Source organism: Comamonas sp. BIGb0152, from assembly GCF_024809975.1.
Lineage (GTDB): Bacteria > Pseudomonadota > Gammaproteobacteria > Burkholderiales > Burkholderiaceae_C > Comamonas.
In genome coordinates this window covers 157,454-184,427 of record NZ_JANUDY010000003.1, presented here as the reverse complement: position 1 = coordinate 184,427, position 26,974 = coordinate 157,454, and the positions used below count along the sequence as shown (strand labels likewise).

The following is a 26,974-nucleotide window of genomic DNA, read 5'->3' as shown; positions in this document are numbered from 1 at the left end:
TTTGCCAGTGCTGGTGGGACACTGGTTTCACACAAGCCATTTAACCCTCAAGGAGTGACTGATGAACGAAGACACGATCAAAGGCAACTGGAAGCAGTTCAAAGGCAAGGTGCAAGAGCAGTGGGGCAAGCTGACCAATGACGACCTGGATGTCGTCGATGGCAAGCGTGAACAGCTGGTCGGCCGCATCCAGGAGCGTGAAGGCATTGCGCAGGATGCCGCAGAAAAGCAGGTCAAGGATTGGGAAACCAAGAACAATTACCGCTGGTAATTCAAGCCGCCTCCCACGCGAGGGAGGCCATTTTTATGTCTGCATGCAGGCGGCCCTTTGTACGTGGCCGCTTTGCTGCGTGATGCACCAGGGCCTGAGCCATGAACTCTTCTGACTCCGCGTTTCAAACCATTGTGAACACCGTCGCTGGCGAGCTGTCGGATCTGACGGATCTTGAGCAAGCGACGCGCATTATTTTTAAATTGTTGCTGGCGGCATTGCTGGGAGGCATGCTGGGTTATGAAAGAGAGGCCAGTGGCAAGGCTGCCGGCCTGCGCACGCATATGCTGGTGGCCATGGGCGCTGCCACCTTTTTGGCCGTGGCGCAGCTGATGGGCATGACGCCGATGGATTCCAGCCGGGTGATCCAGGGACTGATAGCCGGGGTCGGGTTTCTCGGTGCCGGTGCCATTTTGAAGCCCGCCAAAGAAAATACCGAGGATGTGAAGGGCCTGACCACGGCTGCTGGCATATGGTTTACCGCTGCCATTGGCATGGCTGTGGGCGCCGGTGAAGAGGCCGCCGCCATTCTTTGCACCTTGTTTGCGTTGTTTGTGCTGCTGGTGCTGCCCAAGAATGTGGTGCCCCGCAAGGACGCCTGATGCGGCGCTGCCAGATGCGCCCGGCATCATGGGTCGGGTGCTGAACTGTCGGACTTGACCTAGACCGCGGCATTGGCTGGGCCTACGCCGTTCCACTGCCATCAGCGGTACAAAGGTTTTTTATGGGAAGGAACAGCTTATGCGCAGCACACCGGAGGCAGCGGCCTCCTCCAAAACGTCCTCCTTGCCGCTGGCCCTGGCGTTGACCGCTGCCGTGTCGGCACTGTGGTACACCGGCCAGCGGGTGCGGGTGCCCCAAGGCGTGCAGCCCGTTGGCGACTTCGATGCGGGGCAGTACATGGGCCACTGGTATGAGCTGGCCCGTATCGACTATGTGTTTGAGCGGGGCCTGACCTCCTGCACGGCAGACTATGCGCTGCAGGCTGACGGCAGCGTGCAGGTGACCAACCGGGGCTTTGACCCATCGCGCGGGGTCTGGAAGTCCGCCACGGCCATCGCCAAGCCCTTGTCGGATGCAGGCTCCGGGTCACTCAAGGTGTCCTTTTTCAGGCCTTTTTATGCGGGCTACCATGTGGTGCATGTCGATCACGATGAAGGCCTTGCAGTGGTGGTCGGTGATGGGGCCCGGTACTGCTGGATTCTCGCGCGCTCGCCCAGCATCGATGCGTCCGCCTACACCCGCTTGGTTTCCATCGCCGCCCGCAATGGTGTGGATGTCAGCAGGCTGATCCGGGTGCCGCATGGCGCAGCGCTGGCGGCAGGCGATCGGGCAAAGGCTGCATGAAAGCCATGGGTATTAAATGATATTCATTCGCAATTGAAGTATGATCCGCCCATCCAAAGATTCAGCCACAGCGCTTCTTTGTGCAATGTTTCATCGTGGGGCGACCCGAGACCATGGTCTCCAAGGTCGTTTTTGCTAGCCACCGGTATGCCGACCATCGGCCTCCCGCCCAGCCATGCTCTTTTCCACGTACTCGATGGCCCTTGCGGTCTTTGTATCGATGTCCCAGCCCTCCGTCTCCCCATTGCCGTCTTCCCGCCCATCGCAGGCGCCGCGTGATGAAGCACACCAGCGTGGCCTGCACCAGGTTGATGCCACCATCGTGTCGCTCCAGCGCCCCTCGCCCCACACCCTGCGGGTGGGTATGCATTTGGGGGATGCGGGTGACGACCCGGTCTGGGACCAGGCCAATGTGGCGTTTCGCGTCTACCCGGACCTGCAGGCACCCACGGTCTCGCGGGTCTACACCGTCCGAAGCTTCGAGCCCCAAGCGCGCCGTGCCGAGTTTGATGTGCTGATGCATGGTGGCGATAGCCCCATGATGCGCTGGGCAGCCCAGGCGGGCATTGGCCAGCAGGTTCGATTGACGGGGCCGCGTGTCAACATCGTGCTGCCAGGCTCGCAAGGTCGGCCGGTGGCGATATTCTGTGATGATTCCGGTTTGCCCGCGCTGTACTCCATTTTGCAGCGCTGGCCTGCAGGTATGACCGGCCTGGGCTGGATTGCCAGCGACGATGTGCATGGCTTGGCAGAGCTGCCGCCCGTACCCGGTCTGCAGTTGCAACGCCTGCCGCTGCAAGGGCCCGGCCGCGATCTGTTGCTGCAGCAGGCGCGCCAGTTGGTGGCCCCTGAGCGCTATGTGATCTGGGGCGCGGGCGAGCGCGATGAAATGCGCGCGCTGCGCAAATACTTCCAGGCCGAGCAGGGCCTGGACAAAGCCGATGTCGCCATTGCCGGGTATTGGAAGCGCGGCGCGAGCAATACCGACATTGATGCCGAACGCCAGAGCGCCTACCAAAAATTTACTGCGGCAGGCGGCCAGCTGGCGGACTGGGACGATCTGGGTATTGCCCTTTAGGGCGGACGGCAGGTCTGCCTGAAGACTTCCCCTATCAGCCGGGCGACATGCCCGGCTTTTTTACGCCGCTGCTGTGATGCGGAAGTTCTGTCTGAGGCCGTGATTGGTCCGTGCTGAGGCGGTTAGCGGCTGTCCAAAGGCTGGCCTGGCTCGCCCTCGTGCGCAGGGCGAGGTTGGCACAGGGGCGCGCGTTCGGGCAGCGGCAAGCTTGCGGCCAGCGCCTTGTCATAGGCCTCAATACGGCGGCGCTGCTCAGCCAGGGCTTGGGCATTCAGACCCGGTCCGCAAGGGGGTAATGCCTGGCGGGCTGGCATAGCGGGCGCCGCGCCAGATGCCGCTGCCGCTGCAGCGGGCGAGCGCGGCGCAGCCCGCTCCAGGGCGGGAGCGTCTTCAACAGCCCGGTTTTTTGCGGGTGTTGGCGCGGCAGGATAGGCTGGCGCGACGGCAGCCGCCGGTGCGGGCATGGGCGGTGGTGCCGCTGCAGGTGCTTGCGCAGGTGCAGATGCTGCTGCCGGTGCCGGTGCCGGTGCAATACGGCGCTCTGCCAACGGTGGCGGGGCGATGGCTGAGGCTGGCCTTGCGTTGGACGGGTCCGTGCCCGCTGCCGAGCTGCTGGCTGCCTTGCCCATGGGTGCGGCTTCGCTGTGGATCTTGGCACTGCTGGGGCTGGCTGCCATGTCGGCTGCAGCGGGCGCAGGCACAGCAGCAGGCGCAAATTCTGCCGTGCTGGGAGCGCTATCTAGCTGGGGGGCGTCGAGCTGCGGCGCACCGGGTTCATGCAGGTGCTGCAGTGCCAACCAGCTGACCAGGCCGATAGCCGCCAGGCTGCCCAGTGCCTGCAACCACCAGCGGCGGTCGTTGGCCGCTTCGCCGTGCAAAGGGGTGTCTTGCTTAGCCGTGCTGCGCAAATCTTCCGGTGTGGCAGTCTGCCCCGCGTCTGCGGCCAGGGCCTGCGCCGCCTGCGCGCGCGCATGGGCCAGGATCTGCGCGGTGCTGGCGGTGCTGGGGCCTGCATCTTGCGCGCTGGCCTCGCGGTAGAGCTGCACCAGCGCATCGGGCCGCTGGGGGTTTTGCTGCGCGTTCATGCGGGCACCTCGATGGCTTGGCGCAGTTTGGCGCGGGCGTAGCGCAAACGGCTTTTGGCGGTTTCCTGGGTCACCTGCGTGGCCGCAGCGATGTCGGCGACGGACATATCGGCCTCGGCTTGCAGTAAAAAGGCCTCCCGTTGTTCGGGGGGCAGCTGGGCCAGGGCATCGAGCAAGGCGCGGGCCAGGTCTTTGCGGCCTTGCAGGCGCTCGGGATCAAAGCCGGAATTGGCAAACAAGGTCTCGGCCAGGCGCATGCCTTCGCTGTCTTCTTCGTCTAGGCTGCGGTGGGCCTTGTGGCGGCGCCAGTGGTCCACCAGCTTGTGGTGGGCCAAGGTAAAAGCCCAGGTGCTGAACTGGGCCTGGGGCTGGTAGCGCTGGGCACCATCGACCACGGCAAACCAGGTCTCCTGCGCCAGGTCATCGGCCAGCGCAGCATTGCCGGTGTTGCGGAAAAAGTAGCGCCATAAGCGCTGGCTGTGGCGCTGGTAGAGCTGCTCGAACGCCGCAACCTGGCCGCCGGCGTAGGCCAGCATCAGGGCTTGGTCGTCTTGCATGTCATCTACCATGCGGCAGATTATGCAAAAGCCTGTGGCCGCTGGTGGCGGGTGTGGAGAAAATCGCACGCCGCAGGCCTGCCATGGCTGCGGCCGCAAGCCCTCAATAGGCAGGCGGATCAGGGACATAACCGGGCGCTGATGCCGGGAAAGGGCGGGGTACCGGCTGCGGTTGTGGCGTTGGCGCGCGGATGATGCCCTGGGCCACCAGGTTGGCATAGCTGTCATAGCGGATGCGGATGATCTGCGCCGGGCGGCTGCTGGCGCTGTCAAATGCGGTGGTCTGGGTGACGGAGCGCTCCAGCTGGCCATGGCCGGTGCCCAGGCGCGGGGCCACAGGCGTTGGCGCAGCAGGTGCTGCGGCTTGGCGGGATTCTGCGGCCCCCGAGGCATGGGGCGCGGCAGACGCCGCAGGAGCGGCGGGTGGCGGTTGCACCGAGGCGCTGGGCACCGCAGGCGCTGCCATATCGGCGCTGCTGGCTTCGGCGGCCGGTGCCGTGCTTTTTTGCGCCGCGCTGTTGCGTGCCATGGGTGGCTGGGGCCGGGCTTCGCGCTCACGAAACACCGCCACCCCAATCACGCCGATATCGCGTGGCCGGCCGGTGCGCGCGGCGTAGGAGTCTTCGCTGTGCGAGAAATAAAAGGCCGCCACCTGCTGGTCGCTCTTGCGCCAGCCCGGGATGGCCCATTGCTGGCGGCCGGCCAGCACATAGCCATCATCGGGCACGGCAGCTGCTGCCTGGCCGCTGATGGCGTTGATGCCGTCAATGCTGAGCACCGCAAGAATGCGGCCCCTGCTGCGGTTGTTGATATGCACCGCATAGCTGCTGCCGGGTTGGCCTGCCACCCAGTACTCGCCCTGGTGGTAGTGCAGCGGCAGGCGCTGGCCGCTGCTGCGGTCGATGATTTGCACATCGGCCAGGTTGGCGGCTTGGGCAGGCGCGCTGCACAGCAGGCTGGCAGCGAGTAGGGCCAGGGCTGCCAGGCCATATGGCTTGCTTGCGGAGCGGAGGGGGGTGGTGGACGGCATGTGAGTGCGATGCAGTAGTGGTGGTCTGCACTCAATCGCACTACCGGCCCGCAGAGGGTTAAGCACCACCCCTCCAAATCGTAGTTATTTGTAAGGTTGCCGGCACGGTGCGTGCCGTTCCGGGGTGCTTACTTCTGCGTCACCAGCGAGCAGCTGCTCTTGGACAGGGGCTGGAAAGCCTGCTCGCCGGGGATGGTGTCGAGGATCTTGTAGTAGTCCCAGGGGCCCTTGGATTCCTTGGGCGTCTTCATCTGCACCAGGAACATGTCGTGCACCATGCGGCCGTCCTCACGCACATAGCCGTTTTGCGAGAACATGTCGTTGATCTTCATGGTCTTGAGCTGCTTGGTCACGGCCAGGCCGTCGTCGGTGCCAGCTGCCTCAATGGCCTTGAGGTACTGGGTGACGGCCGAGTAGACACTGGCCTGGTTCATCGAGGGCATCTTCTTCATGCGGGCCTGGTACTTTTTGGACCATTCGCGCGAGGCATCGTTGCGGTCCCAGTAAAAGGCGGTGGCAAAAGTCAGGCCCTGGCCCAGCTCCAGCCCCATCGCATGGGCATCGTTGATGTAGATGAGCTGGGGCACAAAGGTGAGGTTCTTGGTCATGCCAAACTCGCGTGCCGTCTTGATGGAGTTGACCGTGTCCTGCGTGGCATTGGCCAGCGCGATCACCTGGGCCTTGCTGGCCTGGGCCTGCATCATGAAGGACGAGAAATCGCTGGCATTGAAGGGGTGGTAGACGGTGCCCAGCACCTTGCCGCCGCCTTCCTTGACGAAGTCGGTCACCGTGGCTGCCGTCACCTTGCCGTAGGCGTAATCGACGGCCACGATGTACCAGTCCTTCTTGCCCTGGGCCAGGATACTTTGCACCGCAGACTTGCCCAGCGAGTACGAATCGACCGTGTAGTGGATGGAGGTGGGGCCGCAGAATTCATTGGTCAGCCCGGTGGACAGTGCGCCCGTGCTGATGGCGAGCTTGCCGCGTTCCTTGGCCATGGTGAACACCGCACCGGCAATGGCCGAGTTGTTGATGTCGACGATCATGTCCACGCCCTCGGCATCCCACCACTGGCGTGCCTTGGTGCCGCCAATATCGGCCTTGTTCTGGTGGTCGGCAAAAACCACCTCTACCGGTTTGCCCAGCACCTTGGCACCAAAGTCTTCGACGGCCATCTTGGCCGCCTCGACCGAGCCCTTGCCGCCGGAGTCCGCGTACTGGCCCGACATGTCGCTGAGCACGCCGATCCTGACCTTGTCATCGGAGATGCCGGCGGCCTGGACGGCCAAGGTGGCACAGGCCAGTAGGCTGGCGGCTGTGGTGGATTTGCTGAGGGTCATGCTTGTCTCCTGTCTGCTTTTTGTCGTCGTTGGCGGTGCGGGGCCTGGCCACCAAGGGCCGGGCATCCGCTGGCATTATCAAAAGCACGGTGGCAGACCATTACCGTGCTTCCCCTAGGGCGCTGGGCAAACCAGTCCCTTCTGCGACAAAATGCAAGAATGCTGGCTGAACCGAATCGCCCCTACAGTCATTCGCCTTGAAAGGCACCGATGGAACCCTCGCACACGCCTCCTGCCCACTTTGAGCCCATGCCGCTGAACGCCATGAAGCTGCTGGTCTTGCTGGTGCTGGCCATCAGCACCTTTGGTGGCCTGTACTGGGCACCCGAGATTGACGCGATCTGGGGCAATGGGACGGCCTACCTCTATGGGGCATCGGTGCTGCTGGTGCTGTATGTGCTGCTGATCGCCGGCTATGCCTTGTACATGCATCGCCACCCGGAAAAAGACGTGCAGGTTGCCCGCAGTCACCATGGCACGCATCCATAAATTCTTTGTGCTGTATTTGCTGGGCCTGGGCTGTTTCATCGCCCTGGTGGCCTGGGCGGAGCGCGCCGGTTTGTCGCGCCAGTGGATCGGCCCCTTGTTCTTGTTTGTGCCGGTCATGATGTATGCCGCCATTGGCGTGTGGGGGCGCACGGCGGATTCGGAAGAGTATTACGTGGCCGGGCGGCGTATCCCGCCGGTCTACAACGGCATGGCCACCGCTGCCGACTGGATGAGCGCTGCGTCCTTCCTGTCTCTGTCGGGCGCACTGTATTTGCAGGGTTTTGCCGGCAGCAGCCAGCAGGCCGGCGGCCTGGCCTACCTGCTGGGTTGGAGTGGCGGCTTTGTGCTGGTGGCCTTGTTGATTGCGCCGCAGCTGCGGGCGCTCAATCTCTACACCTTGCCGGATTTCTTTCAGCTGCGCTACGGCGGGCGCTGGCCCCGGGTGATTGCGGCCCTGGCTGCGGTACTATGCTCGTTCTCCTATGTCGTCGCGCAAATCTATGCGGTGGGCTTGATTGCCTCGCGGCTGACGGGAGTGCAGTTTGAGATCGGCATCATGCTGGGCCTGGGCGGCGTGCTGGTGTGCTCCTTCCTGGGAGGGATGCGGGCGATCACCTGGACCCAGGTGGCCCAGTACGTGATGATCTTGCTGGCCTTCTTGATTCCGGTGTCCTGGCTGGCCTACCAGCGCCTGGGCAACCCGGTTGCCGCCGTCGCCTACACCCAGGAGCTGGGCAAGATTGCCGAGCATGAAAAGCGGCTGTTGAGCGACCCGGCCGAGCGCGAGGTGGAGCTGGTGTTTCTGCAAAGGGGCATGCTCTATGAATCGCGGCTGCGCAATATTGCCGCCGCGCTGGAGGCTGAGCGCAGCCGCCTGCGCGAGCTGGTGCAGCAGCTGCGCATCAGCAATGTGGACCTGAGCCTGGTGCTGGCAGCGGGGCGGGAGCTGGCCGCTTTGCCCCAAGATGAGGCCACGGCGCGCGAGCTGTGGACCGCTGCCATGCGCGAGAACTATGCCCGGGCCCAGCCCTTGGGCGGCATGCCCCAGCACACCTTGCCCTATGCGCCGATGCTGGGCACCGAGCACAGCGCGCAGGAGCAGGAAAGCCTGTCGAGGCGCAACTTCATGGCCTTGATGTTCTGCCTGATGCTGGGCACGGCCGGCCTGCCGCATCTGCTCACCCGCTACTACACCCTGCCCAGCCCGGCAGCGGCGCGCAGCTCGGTGGGCTGGACCCTGTTCTTTATCGTGCTGCTCTACACCAGCGCGCCGGCGCTGGCCTCCCTGGTCAAGCTGGAGGTCATGCAAAGCCTGGTGGGCAGCCATTTTGATGCGCTGCCGGCCTGGATCGCGCAGTGGACGCGCATGGACAATGCCTTGCTGTCGATCGAGGACGTCAACGGGGACGGCATTGTGCAGTGGGGTGAGATACACCTGGGCGCGGATCTGATCATGCTGGCCACCCCCGAGCTGGGGGGCTTGCCCTTCGTGGTCTCCGGCCTGGTGGCTGCCGGGGGGCTGGCCGCTGCGCTGTCGACCGCTGATGGCCTGCTGCTGACCATCAGCAATGCGCTGGTGCGCGATCTGTATCTGGTTGAGCGCGGCAAGTCAGTCACGCCGCAGCAGCGTGTGATTCTGTCCAAGTTCACCTTGCTGCTGGTGGCGCTGGCAGCAGCGGCCGTGGCCTCGGTGCGCAGCTCGGGCATTTTGGTGCTGGTGTCGGCTTCATTCTCGATTGCTGCCGCGGCCTTTGTGCCCGCCATGCTGCTGGGCTTGTATTGGCGCGGTGCGACGCGGCAGGGGGCTGTGTGCGGTATGGCCGCCGGCCTGGGCATCACCTTGTACTACATGGTGGCGAATATGCCACTGGGCAGTACGGCGCTGCAACCGCTGCATTCAACGCATCTGTGGTGGGGCATCCAACCCACCTTGGCGGCGGTGTTTGGCGTGCCGCTGGGCGTGCTGGTGACCTGGGGCGTCAGCTGCTGCACGCGGCGCCAGGCCTTGCCCAGGCCTGGGCAGGGCTAGGCACGCATGAAAAAACTGCACCGGCTTGAGGCCGTGTGCAGTTGCTGGGGCAGAGTGCCGGGTGGGTTTAGACCTTGAGCAGTTCCACATCAAACTTGAGGGTGGCGTTGGGAGGAATTACACCGCCCGCGCCACGTGCGCCATAGCCCAGTTCTGCGGGAATGATCAGGGTGCGCTTGCCGCCCACCTTCATGCCTTGCACGCCTTCGTCCCAGCCCTTGATGACCATGCCGGCGCCCAGAGGGAACACAAAGGGGTCGTTGCGGTCTTTGCTGGAGTCGAACTTGGCACCTTGCTCGCCATTGTTGTAGAGCCAGCCGGTATAGTGCACGGTAACTTGTTGGCCCTTGGCCGCTTCTGCGCCCGTGCCGACTTCGGTGTCTTCGTACTGCAGGCCGGTGGGGGTGGTGACGTTGGTCATGAATATCCTTTGTGAGTGCTTTGCTACCAGCAGCGATCATAAAACACAGAGCCCGCACATGGCGGGCTCTCAAAGGCAAAAATGGCAGCAGAAGTGAATTTACTTCTTGGTCTGCGCCGCCACCCAGCGGGTGGCAAAAGCCTGCACATCGGACAGGCGCTTGAGCAGGTCCTGGCCGGAGGGCGTGACGGTGTAGCCATCACTGTTGTGGTCAAGAAAGCCGGCTTCGCGCAGCTCCTTGATACGGGTGTTGAGCGTGTTGGGCGTGATGCCGCCCACACTGTCTTGCAGCAATCGGAAGGTTTGGGGATGCCCGTCACGCAATGCCCAGAGCACACGCAACGCGTATCGGCATTCCAGCCGTCCGAAGAGCTGGTTGATAGCGGTATTTTCCTTGGCGCTCATGTATGGGTCTCCTTGCGCTGTGTTGAGGAGCGAGGTCCAGGCCTTCGCATGCAAATCCACTGAGAGGGTGCGATCGGCGTCGCGGCAACATCTGCTACAAGTTTAATAGCTCTTCATCCGCGGTGTATAGGCACAGCTACTGATTGCGGCTTGGCTGCCGCAGAAGTGTTGTTGAATTGCTACGGTTTTTGAGTGTGCAAAGGCCAGCCACAAGGCCTTGCAGCGCAAAACCAGCCCCCCGGCGGTGGCTGCGGAAATCAGGATTTTGCATGGACAGGAGGTCGCAGATAGCCGGCTTGCAGCGGGGCAACGATGCGGGGAGCCGTCTGCAGCGTTCGGGCCTGGCGCTGTGGCCTTGCGCGGGGTGGCTGTCAGTGGCTGCTGTAGCGCAGCACCCGCTCTCCCCGGCACAGGCCAAAGAGGCGCATGCCTGCCTGGTTGGCGACTTGTATCGCCAAGCTGGTGGGTGCGGAGATGGTGGCCAGCACCGGCAGTCCCATGCGGGCGCATTTGCGTACCAGCTCGTAGCTGGCCCGGCTGGTCATCACCACAAAGCCGGCCTGCCCAAGCATCTGCTGCTGGGCCATATGGCCCAGCAGTTTGTCCAGCGCATTGTGGCGGCCTACATCTTCCAGCACCACCTGCAGCTGGCCGTCGGCGCTGGCCCAGCCGGCAGCGTGGATGGCTCCGGCTTGTTGGTTGAGCAGCTGCAGCGCAGGGAGTTGGGCAAAAGCCGTCTGCAAAGCTGCCAAACCCAGGCCGCTGGCCCAGTCCGCCAGCGGCGGCAGGGGTTGGGGCACCAGATCGAGGGCCTCCATCGAGTCGATGCCGCAGATGCCGCAGCCGGTGCGGCCGGTCATCGCGCGGCGCTTTTCCTTGAGGCGGGCAAAGCAGCGGCTGGCTATCTGCATCTCCACGCTGATGCCCGGGGCCTCTGGGTCGCTGCCGCAGGCAGCCAGGGGCTGGACCTCGATCCCATAGCAATCGGCCGGCTGGTCGATGAGGCCCTCAGACAGCGCAAAGCCCAGCGCAAACGCTTCCAGATTCTGGGGCGTGCACATCATCACCGCATGGGAGATGCCGTTGAAGACCAGGGCGACCGGCACCTCCGCAGCGATGGCATCCATGCGGGCGCTGCTCGCCTCGGGCGTGATCACGGTGGCGGGCAGTTGCTGGATGGCGCTGGGCAGATCGGAGGACATGGCGGTGATTGTGACGCAAAGCCAAAACTGGCGCAGGCCTTGTGGACGGGCGCGGAAAAAACAAACCCCGCCGAGGCGGGGTTGGATGGGAAGACTTGGGTCTTGCGAACCAGAGGTCTTGCGGCGCCGGAGAAGCGCTTAGATGAAGCTGCGCAGCTTGTCCGAGCGGCTAGGGTGCTTGAGCTTGCGCAGCGCCTTGGCTTCAATCTGGCGGATGCGCTCACGCGTCACGTCAAACTGCTTGCCCACTTCTTCCAGCGTGTGGTCGGTGGACATTTCAATACCGAAGCGCATGCGCAGCACCTTGGCTTCGCGGGGGGTCAGGCCATCGAGGATGTCCTTGACCACATCACGCAGGCCCGCCTGCATGGCTGCATCGACGGGCGCCGTGTTGGCGCTGTCTTCGATGAAGTCGCCCAGGTGGCTGTCGTCATCATCACCGATCGGCGTTTCCATCGAGATAGGCTCTTTGGCGATCTTCATGATCTTGCGGATCTTGTCTTCCGGGATCTCCATCTTCTCGGCCAGGATGGAGGCATCGGGCTCAAAGCCGAACTCTTGCAAGTGCTGGCGGCTGATGCGGTTCATCTTGTTGATGGTCTCGATCATGTGCACCGGAATACGGATCGTGCGAGCCTGGTCCGCGATGGAGCGCGTGATCGCCTGGCGAATCCACCAGGTGGCATAGGTCGAGAACTTGTAGCCACGGCGGTATTCGAACTTGTCCACGGCCTTCATCAAGCCGATGTTGCCTTCCTGGATCAGGTCCAGGAACTGCAGACCCCGGTTGGTGTACTTCTTGGCAATCGAGATCACCAGACGCAAGTTCGCCTCGATCATTTCCTTCTTGGCATTGCGCGACGCACGCTCGCCATCGTTCATGCGCTTGTTGATGAGCTTGAGCTCATCGAGGGGCACGACAACGCGGGCTTGCAGATCGATCAGGTTCTGCTGCAGCTCTTGCACCGGCGGAATGTTGCGGCCCATGATGGCGCTCCAGCTATTGCTGGTCTGCGATTCCTTCTCAATCCATTGCAGGTTGAGCAGGTTCGCAGGGAACAGCTGGATGAACTTCTCTTGGGGCAGGCCGCACTTGTCGACGATGATCTTGCGCAGTGCACGCTCTTTTTGGCGCACGCTGTCGACCTGCTCGCGCAGCATGTCGCAGAGCTTTTCAATGGTCTTGGCGGTAAAGCGGATCGTCATCAGCTCGGCTGACAGCTGGCTTTGCACCTTGGTGTACTGGCTGGAGCCATAGCCTTGCTTGTCATAGGCGACGTGCAGCTGCTCGAACAGCGACTGCAGCTTGGCAAAGCGCGAGAGCGCCTCGTTCTTCAGTTCTTCGAGCTTCTTGGTCAGCGCCTTGGAGCCGCCCTTGCCGTCGTCGTCGTCTTCTTCGTCGTATTCGTCGAAGTCTTCTTCCGCGACATAGTCGTCGTTCTCGTTGGAGTCCGAGAAACCGTCTACCACGGTGGAGATGACGACCTTGCCTTCGCGGATCTCTTCGCCCATCGCCAGAATCTCGGCAATGGTGGCGGGCGATGCGCTGATGGCCAGCATCATGTCTTGCAGGCCGCCTTCAATCCGCTTGGCGATTTCGATTTCGCCTTCGCGGGTCAAGAGCTCGACCGTACCCATTTCACGCATGTACATGCGCACGGGGTCGGTGGTACGGCCAAATTCGGAGTCCACCGTCGACAAAGCGGCTTCGGCTTCTTCTTCGGCTTCTTCTTCGGTGGTGGCCGATTGGCCGGTGTTGTTCAGCAGCAGGGTTTCGGCATCAGGGGTCTGCTCGTAGACGGCCACACCCATGTCGTTCAACATGGAGATCACCACTTCCAGCGTCTCGGCATCGACCAGCTTGTCGGGCAAGTGGTCTGAGATTTCGGCATTGGTCAGGTAGCCGCGGGTCTTGCCAAGCTTGATCAGGGCTTTGAGGCGCTGACGGCGGGTCAACATTTCCTCTTCGGTCAGCACGGCTTCATCGAGGCCGAACTCCTTCATCAAGGCGCGTTCCTTGGCCTTGGAGACCTTCATGCGCAGCGGCTTGACCTTTTCGACAGGTGCATCAGGGGAGGCGGCAACCTCCACCACTTCTTCAGTGTCGCCGGCGATGTCCTCTTCGATGTCCGAGAAGTCGGTATCGTCGATATCCTCTTCACCCTTGTCTTTGGCCTTGGGCTTGGTCTTGGCCGCTGCCGTCTTGCGAGGCGCCTTGGGCTTGTCGTCTTCCGCCTTGGCCGTCTTGGCCTTGGCAGCAGTCTTGGTGGCGGCCTTGGCCTTCACCGGGGTCTCTTCATCGGTGGCTTCGCTTTTCTTGGCGGCGCGCTTTTTGGGGGCACCTGCATTGAGCAGGGCATCGGCTGCCTTGAGCAGTTCGGCCTGGGACAGGCGTTGTTTATCGGACACGGAGCTAACCTTCTTCGTCGCTGCCTTGGCTGGGGCGGGCGCAGCACTGGCTTTTACGGTTTTGCCAGCTGCAGCAGTGGCGCGCTTGGCCGCCGGTTTGGCGGCAGGGCGAGCTGCTGAAGCTTTGGCACTTTTGGCCGCGCTGGTATTGATGGGCGACTTGACGGACGACTTCGCGGACTTTGTAGCAGGCATGGACACCCTCAGATCAAAGAGAACACACAAAGAAAACTGGCAAGCGCCATCACCGGCGCATTAAATAACTGCAGTGGTTGGTCGCAACAAATGCGGCGAACAACGCGGCTGCAAAAGGCGTTAAGCCTCAAGGCAAGATGTGGGGGCGAACATTTGGAATGCAGTCCTTGCGGTATTTTGGGCACTTGCGCTGGTGGCAAATCGCGTGAGTCTTCACGCGGGCCCGGTCCGGAGGTGCTGCTGTCGCTCTTGCCGATGTGTCAAATATTATACCTTTTTAGCCAATGTCAAGAGTCCGCCATGCATTTTTAGCAAATATTTTTAACGGGCTTGTGCGCTGCGCTGGCTCATGTACGCGGTCATGCCGGCTTATTGGTTCACCTGGCGCTTGAGCAGGCCGATGCGTTGGAAATTGCTCTGGTAGCGGCGCAAGGCCTGGGGGTCGGAGGCCTGGGTGACCAGCTGGCGGTTTTGTTCTTCGAGCTGGTCCAGCACAATGCGGCTGAGCGAATCGCGCAGCTCGGCGCGGATTTCGTCGAGCGGGCCATCGATTTGCGCATGCTGGCCCCGCATCAAGGCTGCGGCAAAGCCCTCGACGGGATGGCCGCGCATATGCTCGCGCAACACCGCCCAAGACTGGGCGCCATGGGCCAGGAACTGCTGCTCCACCCAGGCGAACAAGGGGCCGTGCGGGGGCTGCAGCTGGGCCAGGGTGGCGGCATCCTCCGGAGAGAAATTCTCCAGAAAAGCCATGTGCGACAGCAGCAGGCGGGCGGCCTGGTCTTCGCGGGCCACGGCCACGGTGGGCATGGGCGGCTGGGGTGCGGGCCTGGGCTGCCAGCTGCCTTTGCGGCCGCTGCGCCCATCGGGCCGCCATTCGCCGCTGCGTTTGGTGTAAGCATTGCCGCCGCCATTGGGGCTGCGCGGCTCGCCATAGCCTTCATTGCGCTGGCCGGGGTAGCGCTCCATGGCCATGTCGTTGCCCCAGGGCGGCGCGTCGCCATAAGAGGGCATGGCATCGGCGCCCATGGCGGCTGCATCCCAAGCCGGGGCTTGGCGGGGCGTGCTGCCGGCGGGCGCCTGGGCGGCGCCGCTTTGGCGGGCCAGCTCCTGCGCGGTGGCCTTTTGCCACAGGCCCTCCAGCTCGGCAGCGGGCAGCTGGGCCTTGTCGGCGATCTCGCCGAGCAGCTGGCGCTTGAGCGCGCCATCGGGCAGCAGGTTCCACAGCGGGCGGGCGTTGCTCGACATGCGGGCCCGTCCCTCGGCCTGGCCCAGGTCGCACAGCTCGCTGGCCGCTTCCAGCAAAAAGCGCGACAGCGGCGTGGCGTCATGCACATGGCGGGCAAAGGCGTCCGCGCCGTATTCCCGCACAAAACTGTCCGGGTCGTGCTCGGCGGGCAGAAAAAGAAACTTGATGCTGCGGGTGTCGCTGGCATAGGCCAGCGCGCCATCGAGCGCCTTGCGTGCGGCGCGCCGGCCGGCGGCATCGCCGTCAAAGCTGAAAACCACGGTGTCGGTAAAGCGGAACAGCTTGTGCACATGGTCGGGCGTGCAAGCCGTGCCCAGGGTGGCGACGGCATTGGGAAAACCCAGTTGGGCCAGAGCCACCACGTCCATATAGCCCTCGGTCACCAGCGCATAGCCTTGCTCGCGGATGGCGGTGCGGGCCTCAAAGAGGCCATAGAGCTCGCGGCCCTTGTGGAAGACCGGGGTTTCGGGCGAGTTGAGGTATTTGGGTTTTTCATCGCCAAACACCCGGCCGCCAAAGCCGATGCATTCGCCCTTGATATTGCGGATGGGGAACATCACCCGGTCGCGGAAACGGTCGTAGCGCTTGCCTTCGCCGTCGTCTGATTCAATGACCAGGCCCGATTCGACCAGCTTGGCATCGTCATAGGCGGGGAAGATGCTGGCCAGGCTGCGCCAGCCCTCAGGGGCATAGCCCAGGCCAAAGCGCTTGGCGGTGACGCCGCTGACGCCCCGGCCTTTGAGGTAGGCAATGGCCTTGGGCGATTGCGACAGCTGCTTGCGGTAGGCGTCGCCGGCTTTTTCCAGCAAGTCGGTGAGCGAAGCCTGCTTTTCTCGCGCCTGGGCGGCGCGCTCGCGCTGCTGGGGCGAGACATCGTCTTCAGGCACCGGCAGTCCCACGCTCTGGGCCAGGTCGGTCACCGCTTCGCGAAAGCCCATGCCGGTGTGGTCCATCAGAAAGCCGATGGCATTGCCGTTTTTGCCGCAGCCAAAGCAGTGGTAGAACTGTTTGGAGGGGCTGACGCTGAAGGAGGGCGATTTCTCCCCATGAAAGGGGCACAGCCCCATGAGGTTGGCGCCGCCTTTTTTCAGCTGCACATAGCGGCCGACCACATCGACAACGTCGACGCGGGAGAGCAGCTCCTGGATAAATGACTGGGGGATGGACACCCGGCTATTGTCGCGCATGCCGGCCTGCGCCGCAGCAGCGCAGGCCCAATCAGCCCTCGGTTAGGCGCAAATCCTGGCTATCCAGAGGGTGACAGCGCGCAATGTTCATGTCAGCTGCCTGTGGCACAGTGTTTGCCGAGGAGACAAGCAGAGATGAGCAGTATTTTCGACACCGCACTGGAGCGCAATGGCGCCAACCACAGCCCTTTGACCCCGCTGGGCTTCATCGCCCGCACGGCCGAGGTCTATCCCGAGCGCCTGGCCATCATCCACGGGGAGCTGCGCCAGACCTGGGCCCAGACCTATGCGCGCTGCCGCCAGCTGGCCAGCGCCTTGCAGCAGCACGGCATTGGCAAGAACGACACGGTGGCGGTGATGCTGCCCAACACCCCGCCGATGGTGGAGGCGCATTTTGGCGTGCCCATGGCAGGGGCCGTGCTCAACACCTTGAACACCCGGCTCGATCCGCAGACCATCGCCTTCATGCTCGACCATGGCGAGGCCAAGGCGCTGATCGTGGATCCGGAGTACGCCGGCGTGGTGGCCAAGGCCTTGGCGCTGCGCCAATCGCAGACGCCCATCTTGCTGGTGGATGTGGAAGATGCACTGTACGGCGAGGCCAGCGAGCGGCTGGGCAGCCTGAGCTACGAGGCCTTGCTGGCCCAGGGGGATGCTGGATTTGACTGGCAGCTGCCCGGTGACGAATGGGATGCCATTGCGCTGAACTACACCAGCGGCACCACGGGCAACCCCAAGGGCGTTGTCTACCACCACCGGGGCGCGGCCGTGAATGCCATCAGCAATGTGCTGGAGTGGGACATGCCCAAGTTCGCCGTGTATCTGTGGACCTTGCCAATGTTCCACTGCAATGGCTGGTGCTTTCCCTGGACGGTGGCGCTGCGCGCAGGGGTCAATGTCTGCCTGCGCCGAGTGGATGCACAGGCTATTTTTTCTGCGATCAAAGACCATGGCGTGAGCCACTACTGCGGCGCGCCGATTGTGCACAGCCTGCTGGTGAATGCGCCCGCAGCGCTGAAGGAGGGCGTGCCCGCTGGCGTCAAATGCATGGTAGCCGGTGCCGCGCCGCCGGCTGCCATGATCGAGGGCATGGAGCAACTGGGCTTTGACCTGACCCATGTCTATGGGCTGACGGAGGTCTATGGCCCGGTGATGGTCTGCGCCCAGCAGCCCGCCTGGCAAGACATGGACATTGGCGAGCGTGCCCGGCTCAATGCCCGCCAGGGCCTGCGCTACCACCTGCAGCGCGATGCCCAGGTGCGCGATCCTGAAACCATGGCACCGGTGCCACAGGACGGCCAGACCATGGGCGAGATCATGTTGCGGGGCAATATTGCGATGAAGGGCTACCTGAAAAATCCTGAGGCCACGCAAGAGGCGTTTCGGGGCGGCTGGTTCCACACCGGTGACCTGGCGGTGCAGGACCCGGATGGCTACATCAAGATCAAGGACCGCAGCAAGGACATCATCATCTCGGGCGGGGAGAACATCTCGTCGATCGAGGTCGAAGATGTGCTCTACCGCCACCCCGCCGTGCTGGCCGCTGCCGTGGTGGCCAAGCCCGATGCCCGCTGGGGCGAGACGCCTTGCGCCTTTGTCGAGCTCAAGCCTGGCGCGCAGGTCACCGCCGAGGACATCGTCGCCCACTGCAAAAAGCACCTGGCCGGCTTCAAGCTGCCACGTGCGGTGGTGTTTGGCGAGCTGCCCAAGACCAGCACCGGCAAGATCCAGAAGTTCGAGCTGCGCAAGCAAGCCGGCTCTGCAGACGCGATAGACAGCTGACCCAGCCTGAGCACCCATGAAAAAACCCGCCGCAGCTTGCTGGGGCGGGTCGGGATCAGGTGGTGAGGTTTTGAAGCTTATTTGCCCCAGGAATCCTTCAAGCCCGTGATCTTGTTGAACACCGGCTTGTCGCTGCGGTGGTCATGGCGGTCGGCCACAAAGTAGCCAAAGCGCTCGAACTGGAACTTGTCATCCGGCTGCGCCGACTGGAGCGAGGGCTCGACATAGGCGGTCACGACCTTGAGGCTGTCCGGGTTGAGCAGGGTCAGAAAGTCCTTGCCGCCGGCATCGGGCTGCGGATCGGTGAACAAGCGGTCGTAAAGGCGCACTTCAGCCGCCACGCCATTGGCGACGCCCACCCAGGTGATGGCGGCCTTGACCTTGACGCTGTCGGCGCCGGGCGTGCCGCTCTTGGTGTCAGGCACCACGGTGGCCAGCACCTTGGTGATCACGCCGTCGGCATCCTTCTCGCAACCCGTGCACTCGATCACATAGCCGCCCTTGAGGCGCACCTTGTTGCCGGGGAACAGGCGCTTGTAGCCCTTAGGGGGCACTTCGGCAAAATCCTCACGCTCGATCCAGACCTCGCGGCCCAGCGTGAAGTGGCGCTCGGGCACCACCTGGCCTTCTGCCGGGTGGGGCAGGGCGGGCAGGCTGCAGGCTTCCAGGTGCTCGGCACTGCCAAACACCTCGGCCCAGTTGCTCAGCTCCAGTTTGACGGGGTCCAGCACCACCATGGCGCGGTGGGCCTGGTTTTCCAGGTCTTCGCGCAGGCAACCGTCCAGGGTCGCATAGTCGATCCAGGCGTAATCCTTGGTGACACCGATGCGCTCGCAGAAATTGCGGATGGACGCAGGCGTGTAACCCCGGCGGCGCAGGCCGACCACGGTGGGCATGCGCGGGTCGTCCCAGCCGCTGACCAATTGGTTGTCCACCAGGTGCTTGAGCTTGCGCTTGCTGGTGATCACATAGGTCAGGTTCAGGCGCGAGAACTCGTACTGGCGCGGCTGGGGCGCATCGATCAGGCCGCCCGTGCGCAGGTGGTCCAGCAGCCAGTCATAGAAGGGGCGCTGGTCCTCGAACTCCAGGGTGCAGATCGAGTGGGTGATGTGCTCGTAGGCGTCCTCGATCGGGTGCGCGAACGTGTACATCGGGTAGATGCACCATTGGTTGCCGGTGTTGTGGTGCTCGGCATGGCGCACCCGGTAGATCGCAGGATCACGCAGGTTGATATTGGGCGCCGTCATGTCGATCTTGGCGCGCAGCACGGCAGCACCATCGGGCAGCTTGCCGTCCTTCATATCGGCAAAGCGCTGCAGGTTCTCGGCCACGCTGCGGTCGCGGAAGGGGCTGTTGACGCCCGGACGGGTGAAGTCGCCCCGGTTGGCGCGCATCTCTTCGGCCGACTGCTCATCGACATAGGCCAGACCTTGCTCGATCAGGTAGACCGCGCAGCGGTGCATAAAGCCGAAATAGTTGCTGGCGTAATACAGGTTCTGCTCGCCGCTGGGGTCTTTCCAGTCAAAGCCCAACCAGCGGACGGCATCGATGATGCCGTCCACGTATTCCTGGTCTTCCTTTTCCGGGTTGGTGTCGTCAAAGCGCAGATGGCAGACGCCGCCAAAGTCACGTGCGAGACCAAAGTTCAGGCAAATGGCCTTGGCGTGACCCACGTGCAGGTAGCCGTTGGGCTCAGGCGGAAAGCGGGTGCGGATCTTGGCCTGGTCGACGTCGCCCTGCTGGTGGTGCTGGGCATCGCCAGGCGAGCCACCCCAGTGGCGCTGGGCGTAGCTGCCTTTTTCGAGGTCGGACTCGATGATTTGTCGCAGGAAATTGGTGGGTTTGACCACTTCGTCACTACCGTTGTGCGAAGCGCTCGGGGCAGGTGCATTCATATCTGTCTATTCTAAGGGAGTACCCTGATGGCTGGAACGTATTGCGGTTTCTGCAATCTGAAGCAGGGTGCTACGGGCTTGTTTACGCTTTGCAACAGGATATCTTGTCTTGAAACCAGAATTTGCACAGCGTTTGGTATCTTTCTGGTGGCTTGCCGCGTTGAAAGTTCAATGACATTTTTCAGGGATTCTCGCAAGGAGATCAATATGCGCAACTCAATGCTGAAACAAGGCTCTCGCTGGGCCACCGCTGCGGTGCTGACCGGCCTGGCGCTGATGAGCGCGGGCGCCCATGCCAGCCGGGTGTCCTGGTCGGTGGGCATCAATGTGCCAGGCCCCGTGTATATGGCCCCGGCGCCGGTTTATGCGCCTCAGCCCGTGTACGCACCCCAACCCGTGTATGTGGCACCACCTCCCGTGTATGCCCCCCAACCGGTCTATGCACCCCAGCCGGTGTATGTGGCACCGCCTCCTGCCGTGGTCTACCGTCCCGCTCCGGTCTACCGCCCCGCGCCCGTGTACTACGGCCCGCCTCCCGGCCGTTACCGCCACCATCGCCACGACCGCGATTACTACCGCTATTGAGGGCAAGCCTGCCTTGCGCCACACGCCCTGGTTCGCCAGGGCTTTTTTATGCGCGCTCGGCCGTGACTGGGCGTGCTTTAGCTGTCGCTTGGGCTTCTGGGGCTGGGGGCGGAATGCTCTGATAATCCACATCTGATGTCCGTTGTGGAAGCTGAGATGAAAACTGTTTTTGTACTGAACGGTCCGAACCTGAATCTGTTGGGCCTGCGCGAGCCTGGGATTTATGGCGCCCATACCTTGGCCGATGTCGAGCAGCTGTGCGCCAAGGCCGCAGCGCGCCACCAGTTGGCCCTGCGTTTTCACCAAAGCAACCATGAAGGCGCGCTGATCGACTGGCTGCACGAGGCCGGCCAGCTGCAGCGCCAGGGCGAGTTGGCGGGCGTGGTGCTCAATGCCGCCGCCTACACCCACACCAGTGTGGCCTTGATGGATGCCATCAAAGGGGCGGAGCTGCCGGTGATCGAACTCCACATCAGCAACGTGCATGCCCGCGAGGCCTTCCGCCACCATTCGTATATCGCGCCGGTGGCCAAGGCCGTGATCTGCGGCCTGGGGGTGCAGGGCTACAGCATCGCCATTGATGCGGTGGCCCAGGTGCTGCTGGGTCAGACGACCTGAGCACCGCCATGTCGGACACTGTCGACCTCAGCCCTGCTGGGCTGCCGGCGCTCTACCAGGCGTTGCTGGCCAAGGCGACGCGGCACACCACCTTCTATGAAGGCCAGACCGTGGTCTGGCACCACTGGGGCCAGCGCCGCCCCGGCAGATTGCCCTTGGTAATGCTGCATGGCGGCAGCGGCAGCTGGACCCACTGGATTCGCAATATCGATGCGCTGCTGGCTCAGGGTTTTGAGCTGTGGCTGCCCGACCTGCCCGGGTTTGGGGATTCCGACCCCCCTGCCACAGGCGCGGACGCCGATGCCATGCTGGCGCCTTTGCGTGCCGGCATGGTGCAACTGGGTTTGCTGCCCTGCCAGTTGATGGGCTTCTCGTTCGGCGGCATGACGGCCGCCATGCTGACCGCTGCCTACCCGGATGCGGTAGAGCGCCTGGTGCTGGTGGGCGCCCCTGCCATGGGCGTGGTGCCCGAGAAGCAATTCAGCCTCAAGGGCTGGCGCCACCTGAGCGACCCGGCCGAGCAGCTGGAGATGCACCGCTACAACCTGGGCGCGCTGATGCTCTGGGATGCTGCCAAGATCGACGACCAAGCCCTGGCCTTGCACCAGCACAATGTGCTGCGCGACCGCTTGCCACGCAGGCGCCTGGCCAACACCGACATCCTGGCGCAGTCGCTGCCGCAGATTGCCTGCCCGGTCGCCGCCATCTATGGCGCCTACGACGCCTTGTACAAGAGCTATATGCCCGCGCTGGAGCACAAATACCGCGCGGTCACGCCGCAGTTGCAGGCTTTTGTGCGGGTGCCCGACAGCGGCCATTGGGTGCAGTACGAGCAGCCCGATGCATTCCTGGCTACCCTGCTGCCGCTGCTGGCTTCCTGATTCTTTCACTGACCCTGCTGGCAGCGCCTGCTTGCGCGACCAGCCCAAGAACTATGACGACCTCCACCTCTTTTCGCCCCGTGATCGCTATCCATGGCGGTGCTGGCACCATTACCCGCGCCTCCATCACCCCCGCGCAGCAGCAGGCCTACCGCGAGGCCTTGCGTGACGTGCTGCATGGGGCGCAGCAAAAACTGGCCGCAGGTGCGCCTGCCGAAGAGGTCGCCGTGGAGGCCGTGCGCCTGCTCGAAGAATGCCCGCTGTTCAACGCCGGGCGCGGCGCCGTGTTTACCGCCGATGCCACGCATGAGATGGATGCCTGCGTGATGCGCGGGCGCGATCTGGCCTGCGGCTCGCTGGCGGGTGTCAGCACGGTGCGCAACCCGGTGCGGGCGGCCTTGGCGCTGATGGCGGCGGGTGGCCCCGTCTTCATGATTGGCGAGGCGGCTGAGCAGTTTGCAGCCAAAGAGGGCTGCGAGATGGTGGCGCGCGACTGGTTCTCTACCGAGCAGCGCCTGGCCCAGCTGCGCACCGTGCAGGCGGCAGCACTGGCATCGGGACGCGAGCAGGTGGCGCTGGACCATACCGCACAAAGCCAGACCCCGGCCGCCCCGCTGGACGAGCGCAAGAAGATGGGCACCGTCGGTGCCGTGGTGCTGGATGTGCATGGCCACCTGGCCGCTGCCACCTCAACGGGCGGGCTGACCAACAAGAAGCCGGGCCGTGTGGGCGACTCGCCGGTGGTGGGCGCTGGCACCTATGCCAAGAACGCCGTGGTGGCCGTGTCCTGCACCGGCGTGGGCGAGGCCTTTATCCGGGGCTCGGCCGCCCACACCGTGGCTGCGCGCGTGGAGCTGCTGGGCGAATCGGTGGCCCAGGCGACGGCCGAGGTGATCCACCGCGTGCTGCCGCCGCTGGGCGGTGATGGGGGCCTGATTGCGGTGGGTGCCGATGGTGAGGTGTCCTTGTGCTTTAACTCCGAGGGCATGTACCGGGGCCAGATTGGCATGGACGGCGAGGCGCTGGTGGCCATTTATGCGAATGACGCGCTGGCACCTGCTTGACCCGGGAGGGCCGAGCAAAGGCCATGCTGCAGCCCGCCGCTGACAGGGCGGCTGGCCCGCTGCAAGCGGGCCGCAGCACCACGATGGTGCGCGCCACTGCGGACATTGCGTAGGTGAAAACCATAGGAGGTTTTGGCTCCAAACCTGGTTGGGGGCTTTCTACAATTACAAACACTGTCACCCAGGTGAAAGTGTAAGCCTCAGTGTTCATGGCAGCACGGGGATTTGTCTCAAGGGAATGTCCCGGCCCGGGTGCCCCTCCTGCTTTTACGGCGTGTGCCTTCTTCTCGACGCCGCGCACTGCCTCTTCTACCTATGTCCAACCCCAGCTCTACCCCTGTGCAAAATGACCTGACGCCGCCCGTTTTGCAAGTGCGGGATCTGTCCGTGAGCTTCAAGACGGAGCAGGGGCGGGTGCAGGTGGTCAAAAAACTCGATCTGGATGTCTACGCCGGTCAGACCCTGGCGGTGGTGGGCGAGTCGGGCTCGGGCAAGTCGGTCACCTCGCTGGCGCTGATGCGGCTGGTGGAAACCGGTGGCGGCCAGATCGACAGCGGCTCGATGCTGCTGCGCGGCCGCCATGCCGGCGCCCTGGATCTGGCCAAGGCCACACCCGCCCAGATGCGCCAGGTGCGCGGTGCCGATATGGCCATGGTGTTCCAGGAGCCGATGACCTCGCTCAACCCGGTGTTCACCGTGGGCGAGCAGATTGCCGAATCGATTCGCCTGCACCAGCGCAAATCCAACAGCGCCGCGATGGCCGAGGCGCTGCGCATGATGGATCTGGTGCGTATTCCCGAGGCCCGCAACGTGCTCACGCGCCACCCGCACCAGCTGTCGGGCGGCATGCGCCAGCGCGTGATGATTGCGATGGCCCTGTCCTGCAAGCCCTCGCTGTTGATTGCCGACGAACCGACCACAGCGCTGGATGTGACCATCCAGGCGCAGATCCTGGCGCTGGTGCAGGAGCTGCAGCGCGAAATGGCCATGGGCGTGATCTTTATCACCCACGACATGGGCGTGGTGGCCGAGGTGGCCGACCGCGTGCTGGTGATGTACCGGGGCGACAAGGTGGAAGAGCAGGACTGTGTGCAGCTCTTTGCCAACCCGCAAAAGGACTACACCCGCAACCTGCTTGCGGCCGTGCCGCAGCTGGGCGCCATGCGCGGCAAGGACCTGCCCGAGCGCTTTAGCCTGCTGGGCCAGAGCGCGCAGGCGGATGCGGCAGCACCACAGGCATCGACGGTGCAATCGGGCGCGCCGGTGCTGCAGGTCAACAAGCTGGTGACGCGTTTTCCGATCAAGGAAGGCCTGTTTGGCGGCGTCAAGCGCCAGGTCTATGCGGTCGAGCAGGTGAGCCTGAGCCTGCAGCCGGGCGAAACCTTGGCGGTGGTGGGGGAGTCCGGTTGCGGTAAATCCACCACCGGCCGTGCGCTGGCCCGTTTGATCGATTTCCAGTCAGGTGATGTACAAGTCGCAGGGCGCGATATTGCCAAGCTGCAAGGCGCACAGTTGCAGGCGCTGCGCCGCGATATCCAGTTTATTTTCCAGGACCCGTTCGCCTCGCTTGATCCACGGCTGACCGTGGGCTACACCATTTTGGAACCCATGCTGATCCACAAGCTGCTGCCGCGTGAGCAGGCAGAAAAGAAGGTGGAGTGGCTCTTGGAGAAGGTGGGCCTGCCCCCGGCTGCCGCCAACCGCTACCCGCATGAATTCTCGGGCGGCCAGCGCCAGCGCATTGCTATTGCCCGCGCACTGGCCCTGAACCCCAAGGTGGTGATTGCCGATGAGGCCGTCTCCGCCCTGGATGTGTCGATCCGCGCGCAGATCATCAACCTGATGATGGACCTGCAGCAGGAATTTGGCATTGCCTTTTTGTTTATCTCGCATGACATGGCCGTGGTCGAGCGCGTCAGCCACCGCGTGGCTGTTATGTACCTGGGCCAGATTGTCGAGATCGGCCCACGCCGCGCGGTGTTCGAAAACCCGCAGCACCCCTATACCAAGCGCCTGATGGCGGCCGTGCCGATTGCCGACCCGACGCAGCGCCGCCAGCACACCTTGAACGTGGCCGAAATACCGAGCCCCGTGCGGGGGGTGGACGATCCGCCCCGGGTGCTGCCGATGCGCGAGGTGGGCCCTGGCCACTGGGTGGCACAAGACACTCCCCAGCCGGCAGTACCCGCAGGCCCGGTGCAGGATCTGCAGCCGGCTTGAGCCCGCGAAGAGCCTGCGGTTGGAATAAGCAAAGAATGTTTGGGGTCTGGTCGCCGCTGTGGCGCACCAGCTGATGCAAAACCTGAAGAGGAGAGTTGATATGCAACGACGTTTGACTTCGATCGCCGCCGCCATGCTGCTGGCGGGTACTGCGTTTTCGGCCCACGCGGCCAAGGACGTGGTGGTAGCGGTGGCTTCCACCTTCACGACCACCGACCCCTACGACGCCAATGACACCTTGTCGCAAGCGGTAGCCAAGTCCTTCTACGAAGGCTTGTACGGCTTTGACAAGGACATGAAGATGATCCCGGTGCTGGCCACGGGCTTTGACGTGAGCAAAGACGGCCTGGTCTATACCTTCAAGCTGCGCAGCGGCGTCAAGTTCCACGACGGCACGTCTCTCAACGCCGAAGCGGTGAAGCTGACGTTCGAGCGCGTCATCAACCCGGACAACAAGCTCAAGCGCTACAACCTGTACAAGAACATCGCCAAGATTGACGCGGTGGACGACCTCACGGTGAAGTTCACGCTCAAGGAGCCGTTTGCGCCTTTCGTCAACTCGCTGGCCCACCCCTCGGGCGTGATCATCTCGCCCGCTGCGCTCAAGCAGTATGGCAAGGACATCGTGCAGCACCCCGTCGGCACAGGCCCTTTCAAGTTTGTCGAGTGGAAGCCATCCGACTACATGAAGGTCGCCAAGTTTGACGGTTACTGGCAAAAGGGCCTGCCCAAGGTGGACTCGATCACCTGGCGCCCCGTGGTGGATAACAACACCCGCGCCTCGATGATGCAGACCAACGAAGCGCACTTCGCCTTCCCGGTCCCACCCGAAGCGGTGGCCAGCCTCGAAAAGAAGCCGAGCCTGGAAGTCACCAAGGCCCCGTCGATCATCCATCGCTACATCTCGATGAATGTGACGCAAAAGCCCTTCGACAACCCCAAGGTGCGTGAGGCGCTGAACTACGCCATCAACAAGGAAGCGCTGTCCAAGGTCGCGTTTGCCGGCTCGGCCATCCCTGCCGAAGGCGTGCTGCCCAAGGGTGTGGAATTTGCCACCAAGCTGGGCCCCTGGCCCTACGATCCTGCCAAGGCCAAGGCCTTGCTGAAGGAAGCGGGCTATCCCAATGGCTTTGAGAGCACCTTGTGGTCGGCCTACAACCACTCTACGGCCCAAAAGGTCATCCAGTTTGCCCAGCAGCAGCTGGCGCAGGTGGGGGTGAAGGTGACGGTGCGTGCGCTGGAAGCGGGCCAACGTGTGGCCGAAGTGGAGTCGGTGCAGGACGCCAGCAAGGCAGGCGTGCGCATGTACTACGTGGGCTGGTCCTCGTCCACCGGCGAGGCGGATTGGGCCATGCGCCCCCTGCTGGCCGGTGAGAGCGCGCCTCCTCGCGGCTTCAACACCGCTTACTACAACAACGCCGAAGTCAATGCCGACATTGCCAAGGCGCTGGTGACCACCGACAGCGCTGCGCGCGGCAAGATCTATGCCGATGCCCAGCAAAAAATCTGGAAGGATGCGCCCTGGATCTTCCTGAACACCGAGCAACTGGTGTCCGTGCGTGCCAAGAACCTCTCCGGCTTCTACGTCATCCCTGACGGCAACTTCAACTTTGTTGACCTGGACCTGAAGTAATC

General features: G+C 63.4%; 23 protein-coding genes. 13 read left to right on the top strand and 10 right to left on the bottom strand.

Going from position 1 to position 26,974, the window contains the following annotated elements:
* Positions 1 to 61 precede the first annotated feature (61 nt).
* From M2375_RS07745 to M2375_RS07730, 4 genes are all read left to right on the top strand, one after another.
* The gene (locus M2375_RS07745; protein ID WP_182327483.1) at positions 62 to 271 is read left to right on the top strand and encodes a CsbD family protein; all 210 of its coding nucleotides are present in this window, start codon (positions 62 to 64) and stop codon (positions 269 to 271) included.
* 101 nt (positions 272 to 372) lie between these two features.
* The gene (locus M2375_RS07740) at positions 373 to 873 is read left to right on the top strand and encodes an MgtC/SapB family protein (RefSeq protein WP_259165002.1); all 501 of its coding nucleotides are present in this window, start codon (positions 373 to 375) and stop codon (positions 871 to 873) included.
* Positions 874 to 1,012: 139 nt separating this feature from the next.
* On the top strand, positions 1,013 to 1,618 hold the full coding sequence (locus tag M2375_RS07735) for a lipocalin family protein (protein ID WP_259165000.1): 606 nt from the start codon (positions 1,013 to 1,015) through the stop codon (positions 1,616 to 1,618).
* 175 nt (positions 1,619 to 1,793) lie between these two features.
* Positions 1,794 to 2,696, top strand: coding sequence for a siderophore-interacting protein (locus tag M2375_RS07730; RefSeq protein WP_259164999.1), 903 nt, complete (start codon positions 1,794 to 1,796; stop codon positions 2,694 to 2,696).
* Between the two features lie 122 nt (positions 2,697 to 2,818).
* Here M2375_RS07730 and M2375_RS07725 read toward each other — a convergent pair whose 3' ends face one another.
* The 4 genes from M2375_RS07725 to M2375_RS07710 form a co-directional block, all read right to left on the bottom strand.
* The gene (locus tag M2375_RS07725) at positions 2,819 to 3,781 is read right to left on the bottom strand and encodes a hypothetical protein (protein ID WP_259164998.1); all 963 of its coding nucleotides are present in this window, start codon (positions 3,779 to 3,781) and stop codon (positions 2,819 to 2,821) included.
* Positions 3,778 to 4,338, bottom strand: a complete 561-nt coding sequence (locus M2375_RS07720; RefSeq protein WP_259164997.1) for a sigma-70 family RNA polymerase sigma factor — start codon at positions 4,336 to 4,338, stop codon at positions 3,778 to 3,780. Before M2375_RS07720 ends, M2375_RS07725 begins: the two co-directional genes overlap by 4 nt.
* 103 nt (positions 4,339 to 4,441) lie before the next feature.
* The gene (locus M2375_RS07715; protein WP_259164996.1) at positions 4,442 to 5,368 is read right to left on the bottom strand and encodes a hypothetical protein; all 927 of its coding nucleotides are present in this window, start codon (positions 5,366 to 5,368) and stop codon (positions 4,442 to 4,444) included.
* Positions 5,369 to 5,496: 128 nt separating this feature from the next.
* Complete coding sequence (locus M2375_RS07710; protein ID WP_259164994.1) at positions 5,497 to 6,708, bottom strand: ABC transporter substrate-binding protein; 1,212 nt, start codon at positions 6,706 to 6,708, stop codon at positions 5,497 to 5,499.
* Positions 6,709 to 6,918: 210 nt separating this feature from the next.
* Here M2375_RS07710 and M2375_RS07705 point away from each other — a divergent pair, with 210 nt between their 5' ends.
* Complete coding sequence (locus tag M2375_RS07705) at positions 6,919 to 7,197, top strand: hypothetical protein (protein WP_259164992.1); 279 nt, start codon at positions 6,919 to 6,921, stop codon at positions 7,195 to 7,197.
* Complete coding sequence (locus M2375_RS07700) at positions 7,181 to 9,226, top strand: VC_2705 family sodium/solute symporter (RefSeq protein WP_259164991.1); 2,046 nt, start codon at positions 7,181 to 7,183, stop codon at positions 9,224 to 9,226. Before M2375_RS07705 ends, M2375_RS07700 begins: the two co-directional genes overlap by 17 nt.
* A 67-nt stretch (positions 9,227 to 9,293) precedes the next feature.
* Here the strand turns inward: M2375_RS07700 and M2375_RS07695 are convergent, their stop codons facing one another.
* The 5 genes from M2375_RS07695 to dnaG all read right to left on the bottom strand — a co-directional run bounded on the left by M2375_RS07695 (position 9,294) and on the right by dnaG (position 16,294).
* Positions 9,294 to 9,647, bottom strand: a complete 354-nt coding sequence (locus M2375_RS07695; protein ID WP_259164990.1) for an FKBP-type peptidyl-prolyl cis-trans isomerase — start codon at positions 9,645 to 9,647, stop codon at positions 9,294 to 9,296.
* Between the two features lie 99 nt (positions 9,648 to 9,746).
* Positions 9,747 to 10,052, bottom strand: a complete 306-nt coding sequence (locus tag M2375_RS07690) for a helix-turn-helix domain-containing protein (RefSeq protein ID WP_182327493.1) — start codon at positions 10,050 to 10,052, stop codon at positions 9,747 to 9,749.
* A 371-nt stretch (positions 10,053 to 10,423) separates the two neighbouring features.
* Positions 10,424 to 11,254, bottom strand: coding sequence for a formate dehydrogenase accessory sulfurtransferase FdhD (gene fdhD / locus M2375_RS07685; protein ID WP_259164987.1), 831 nt, complete (start codon positions 11,252 to 11,254; stop codon positions 10,424 to 10,426).
* 138 nt (positions 11,255 to 11,392) lie between these two features.
* Positions 11,393 to 13,858: an RNA polymerase sigma factor RpoD gene (gene rpoD, locus M2375_RS07680; RefSeq protein ID WP_259164986.1), complete on the bottom strand. Its 2,466-nt coding sequence runs from the start codon at positions 13,856 to 13,858 to the stop codon at positions 11,393 to 11,395.
* Between the two features lie 369 nt (positions 13,859 to 14,227).
* Positions 14,228 to 16,294 carry a DNA primase gene (dnaG, locus tag M2375_RS07675; RefSeq protein ID WP_259164985.1) on the bottom strand — a complete coding sequence of 689 codons (2,067 nt, stop codon included), beginning with the start codon at positions 16,292 to 16,294 and terminating at the stop codon, positions 14,228 to 14,230.
* Positions 16,295 to 16,429: 135 nt separating this feature from the next.
* Between dnaG and M2375_RS07670 the strand changes: the two genes are divergently transcribed.
* Positions 16,430 to 18,076: an acyl-CoA synthetase gene (locus M2375_RS07670; protein WP_259164984.1), complete on the top strand. Its 1,647-nt coding sequence runs from the start codon at positions 16,430 to 16,432 to the stop codon at positions 18,074 to 18,076.
* 77 nt (positions 18,077 to 18,153) lie between these two features.
* On the opposite strand, the gene M2375_RS07665 is transcribed toward M2375_RS07670, so the two are convergent.
* Entirely contained in the window at positions 18,154 to 19,971 is a 1,818-nt protein-coding gene (locus M2375_RS07665) for a glutamine--tRNA ligase/YqeY domain fusion protein (protein ID WP_259164983.1), read from the bottom strand.
* A gap of 207 nt (positions 19,972 to 20,178) precedes the next feature.
* Between M2375_RS07665 and M2375_RS07660 the strand changes: the two genes are divergently transcribed.
* From M2375_RS07660 to gsiB, 6 genes are all read left to right on the top strand, one after another.
* Positions 20,179 to 20,556 carry a hypothetical protein gene (locus M2375_RS07660; protein WP_259164982.1) on the top strand — a complete coding sequence of 126 codons (378 nt, stop codon included), beginning with the start codon at positions 20,179 to 20,181 and terminating at the stop codon, positions 20,554 to 20,556.
* A 156-nt stretch (positions 20,557 to 20,712) separates the two neighbouring features.
* Positions 20,713 to 21,174, top strand: a complete 462-nt coding sequence (aroQ, locus tag M2375_RS07655) for a type II 3-dehydroquinate dehydratase (RefSeq protein WP_259164981.1) — start codon at positions 20,713 to 20,715, stop codon at positions 21,172 to 21,174.
* Between the two features lie 8 nt (positions 21,175 to 21,182).
* Entirely contained in the window at positions 21,183 to 22,055 is an 873-nt protein-coding gene (locus M2375_RS07650) for an alpha/beta fold hydrolase (protein ID WP_259164980.1), read from the top strand.
* A gap of 53 nt (positions 22,056 to 22,108) precedes the next feature.
* Complete coding sequence (locus tag M2375_RS07645; RefSeq protein ID WP_259164979.1) at positions 22,109 to 23,119, top strand: isoaspartyl peptidase/L-asparaginase family protein; 1,011 nt, start codon at positions 22,109 to 22,111, stop codon at positions 23,117 to 23,119.
* Positions 23,120 to 23,434: 315 nt separating this feature from the next.
* The gene (locus tag M2375_RS07640) at positions 23,435 to 25,339 is read left to right on the top strand and encodes a dipeptide ABC transporter ATP-binding protein (protein WP_259164978.1); all 1,905 of its coding nucleotides are present in this window, start codon (positions 23,435 to 23,437) and stop codon (positions 25,337 to 25,339) included.
* Between the two features lie 100 nt (positions 25,340 to 25,439).
* Positions 25,440 to 26,972, top strand: a complete 1,533-nt coding sequence (gene gsiB / locus M2375_RS07635; protein ID WP_259164977.1) for a glutathione ABC transporter substrate-binding protein GsiB — start codon at positions 25,440 to 25,442, stop codon at positions 26,970 to 26,972.
* Positions 26,973 to 26,974 lie beyond the last annotated feature (2 nt).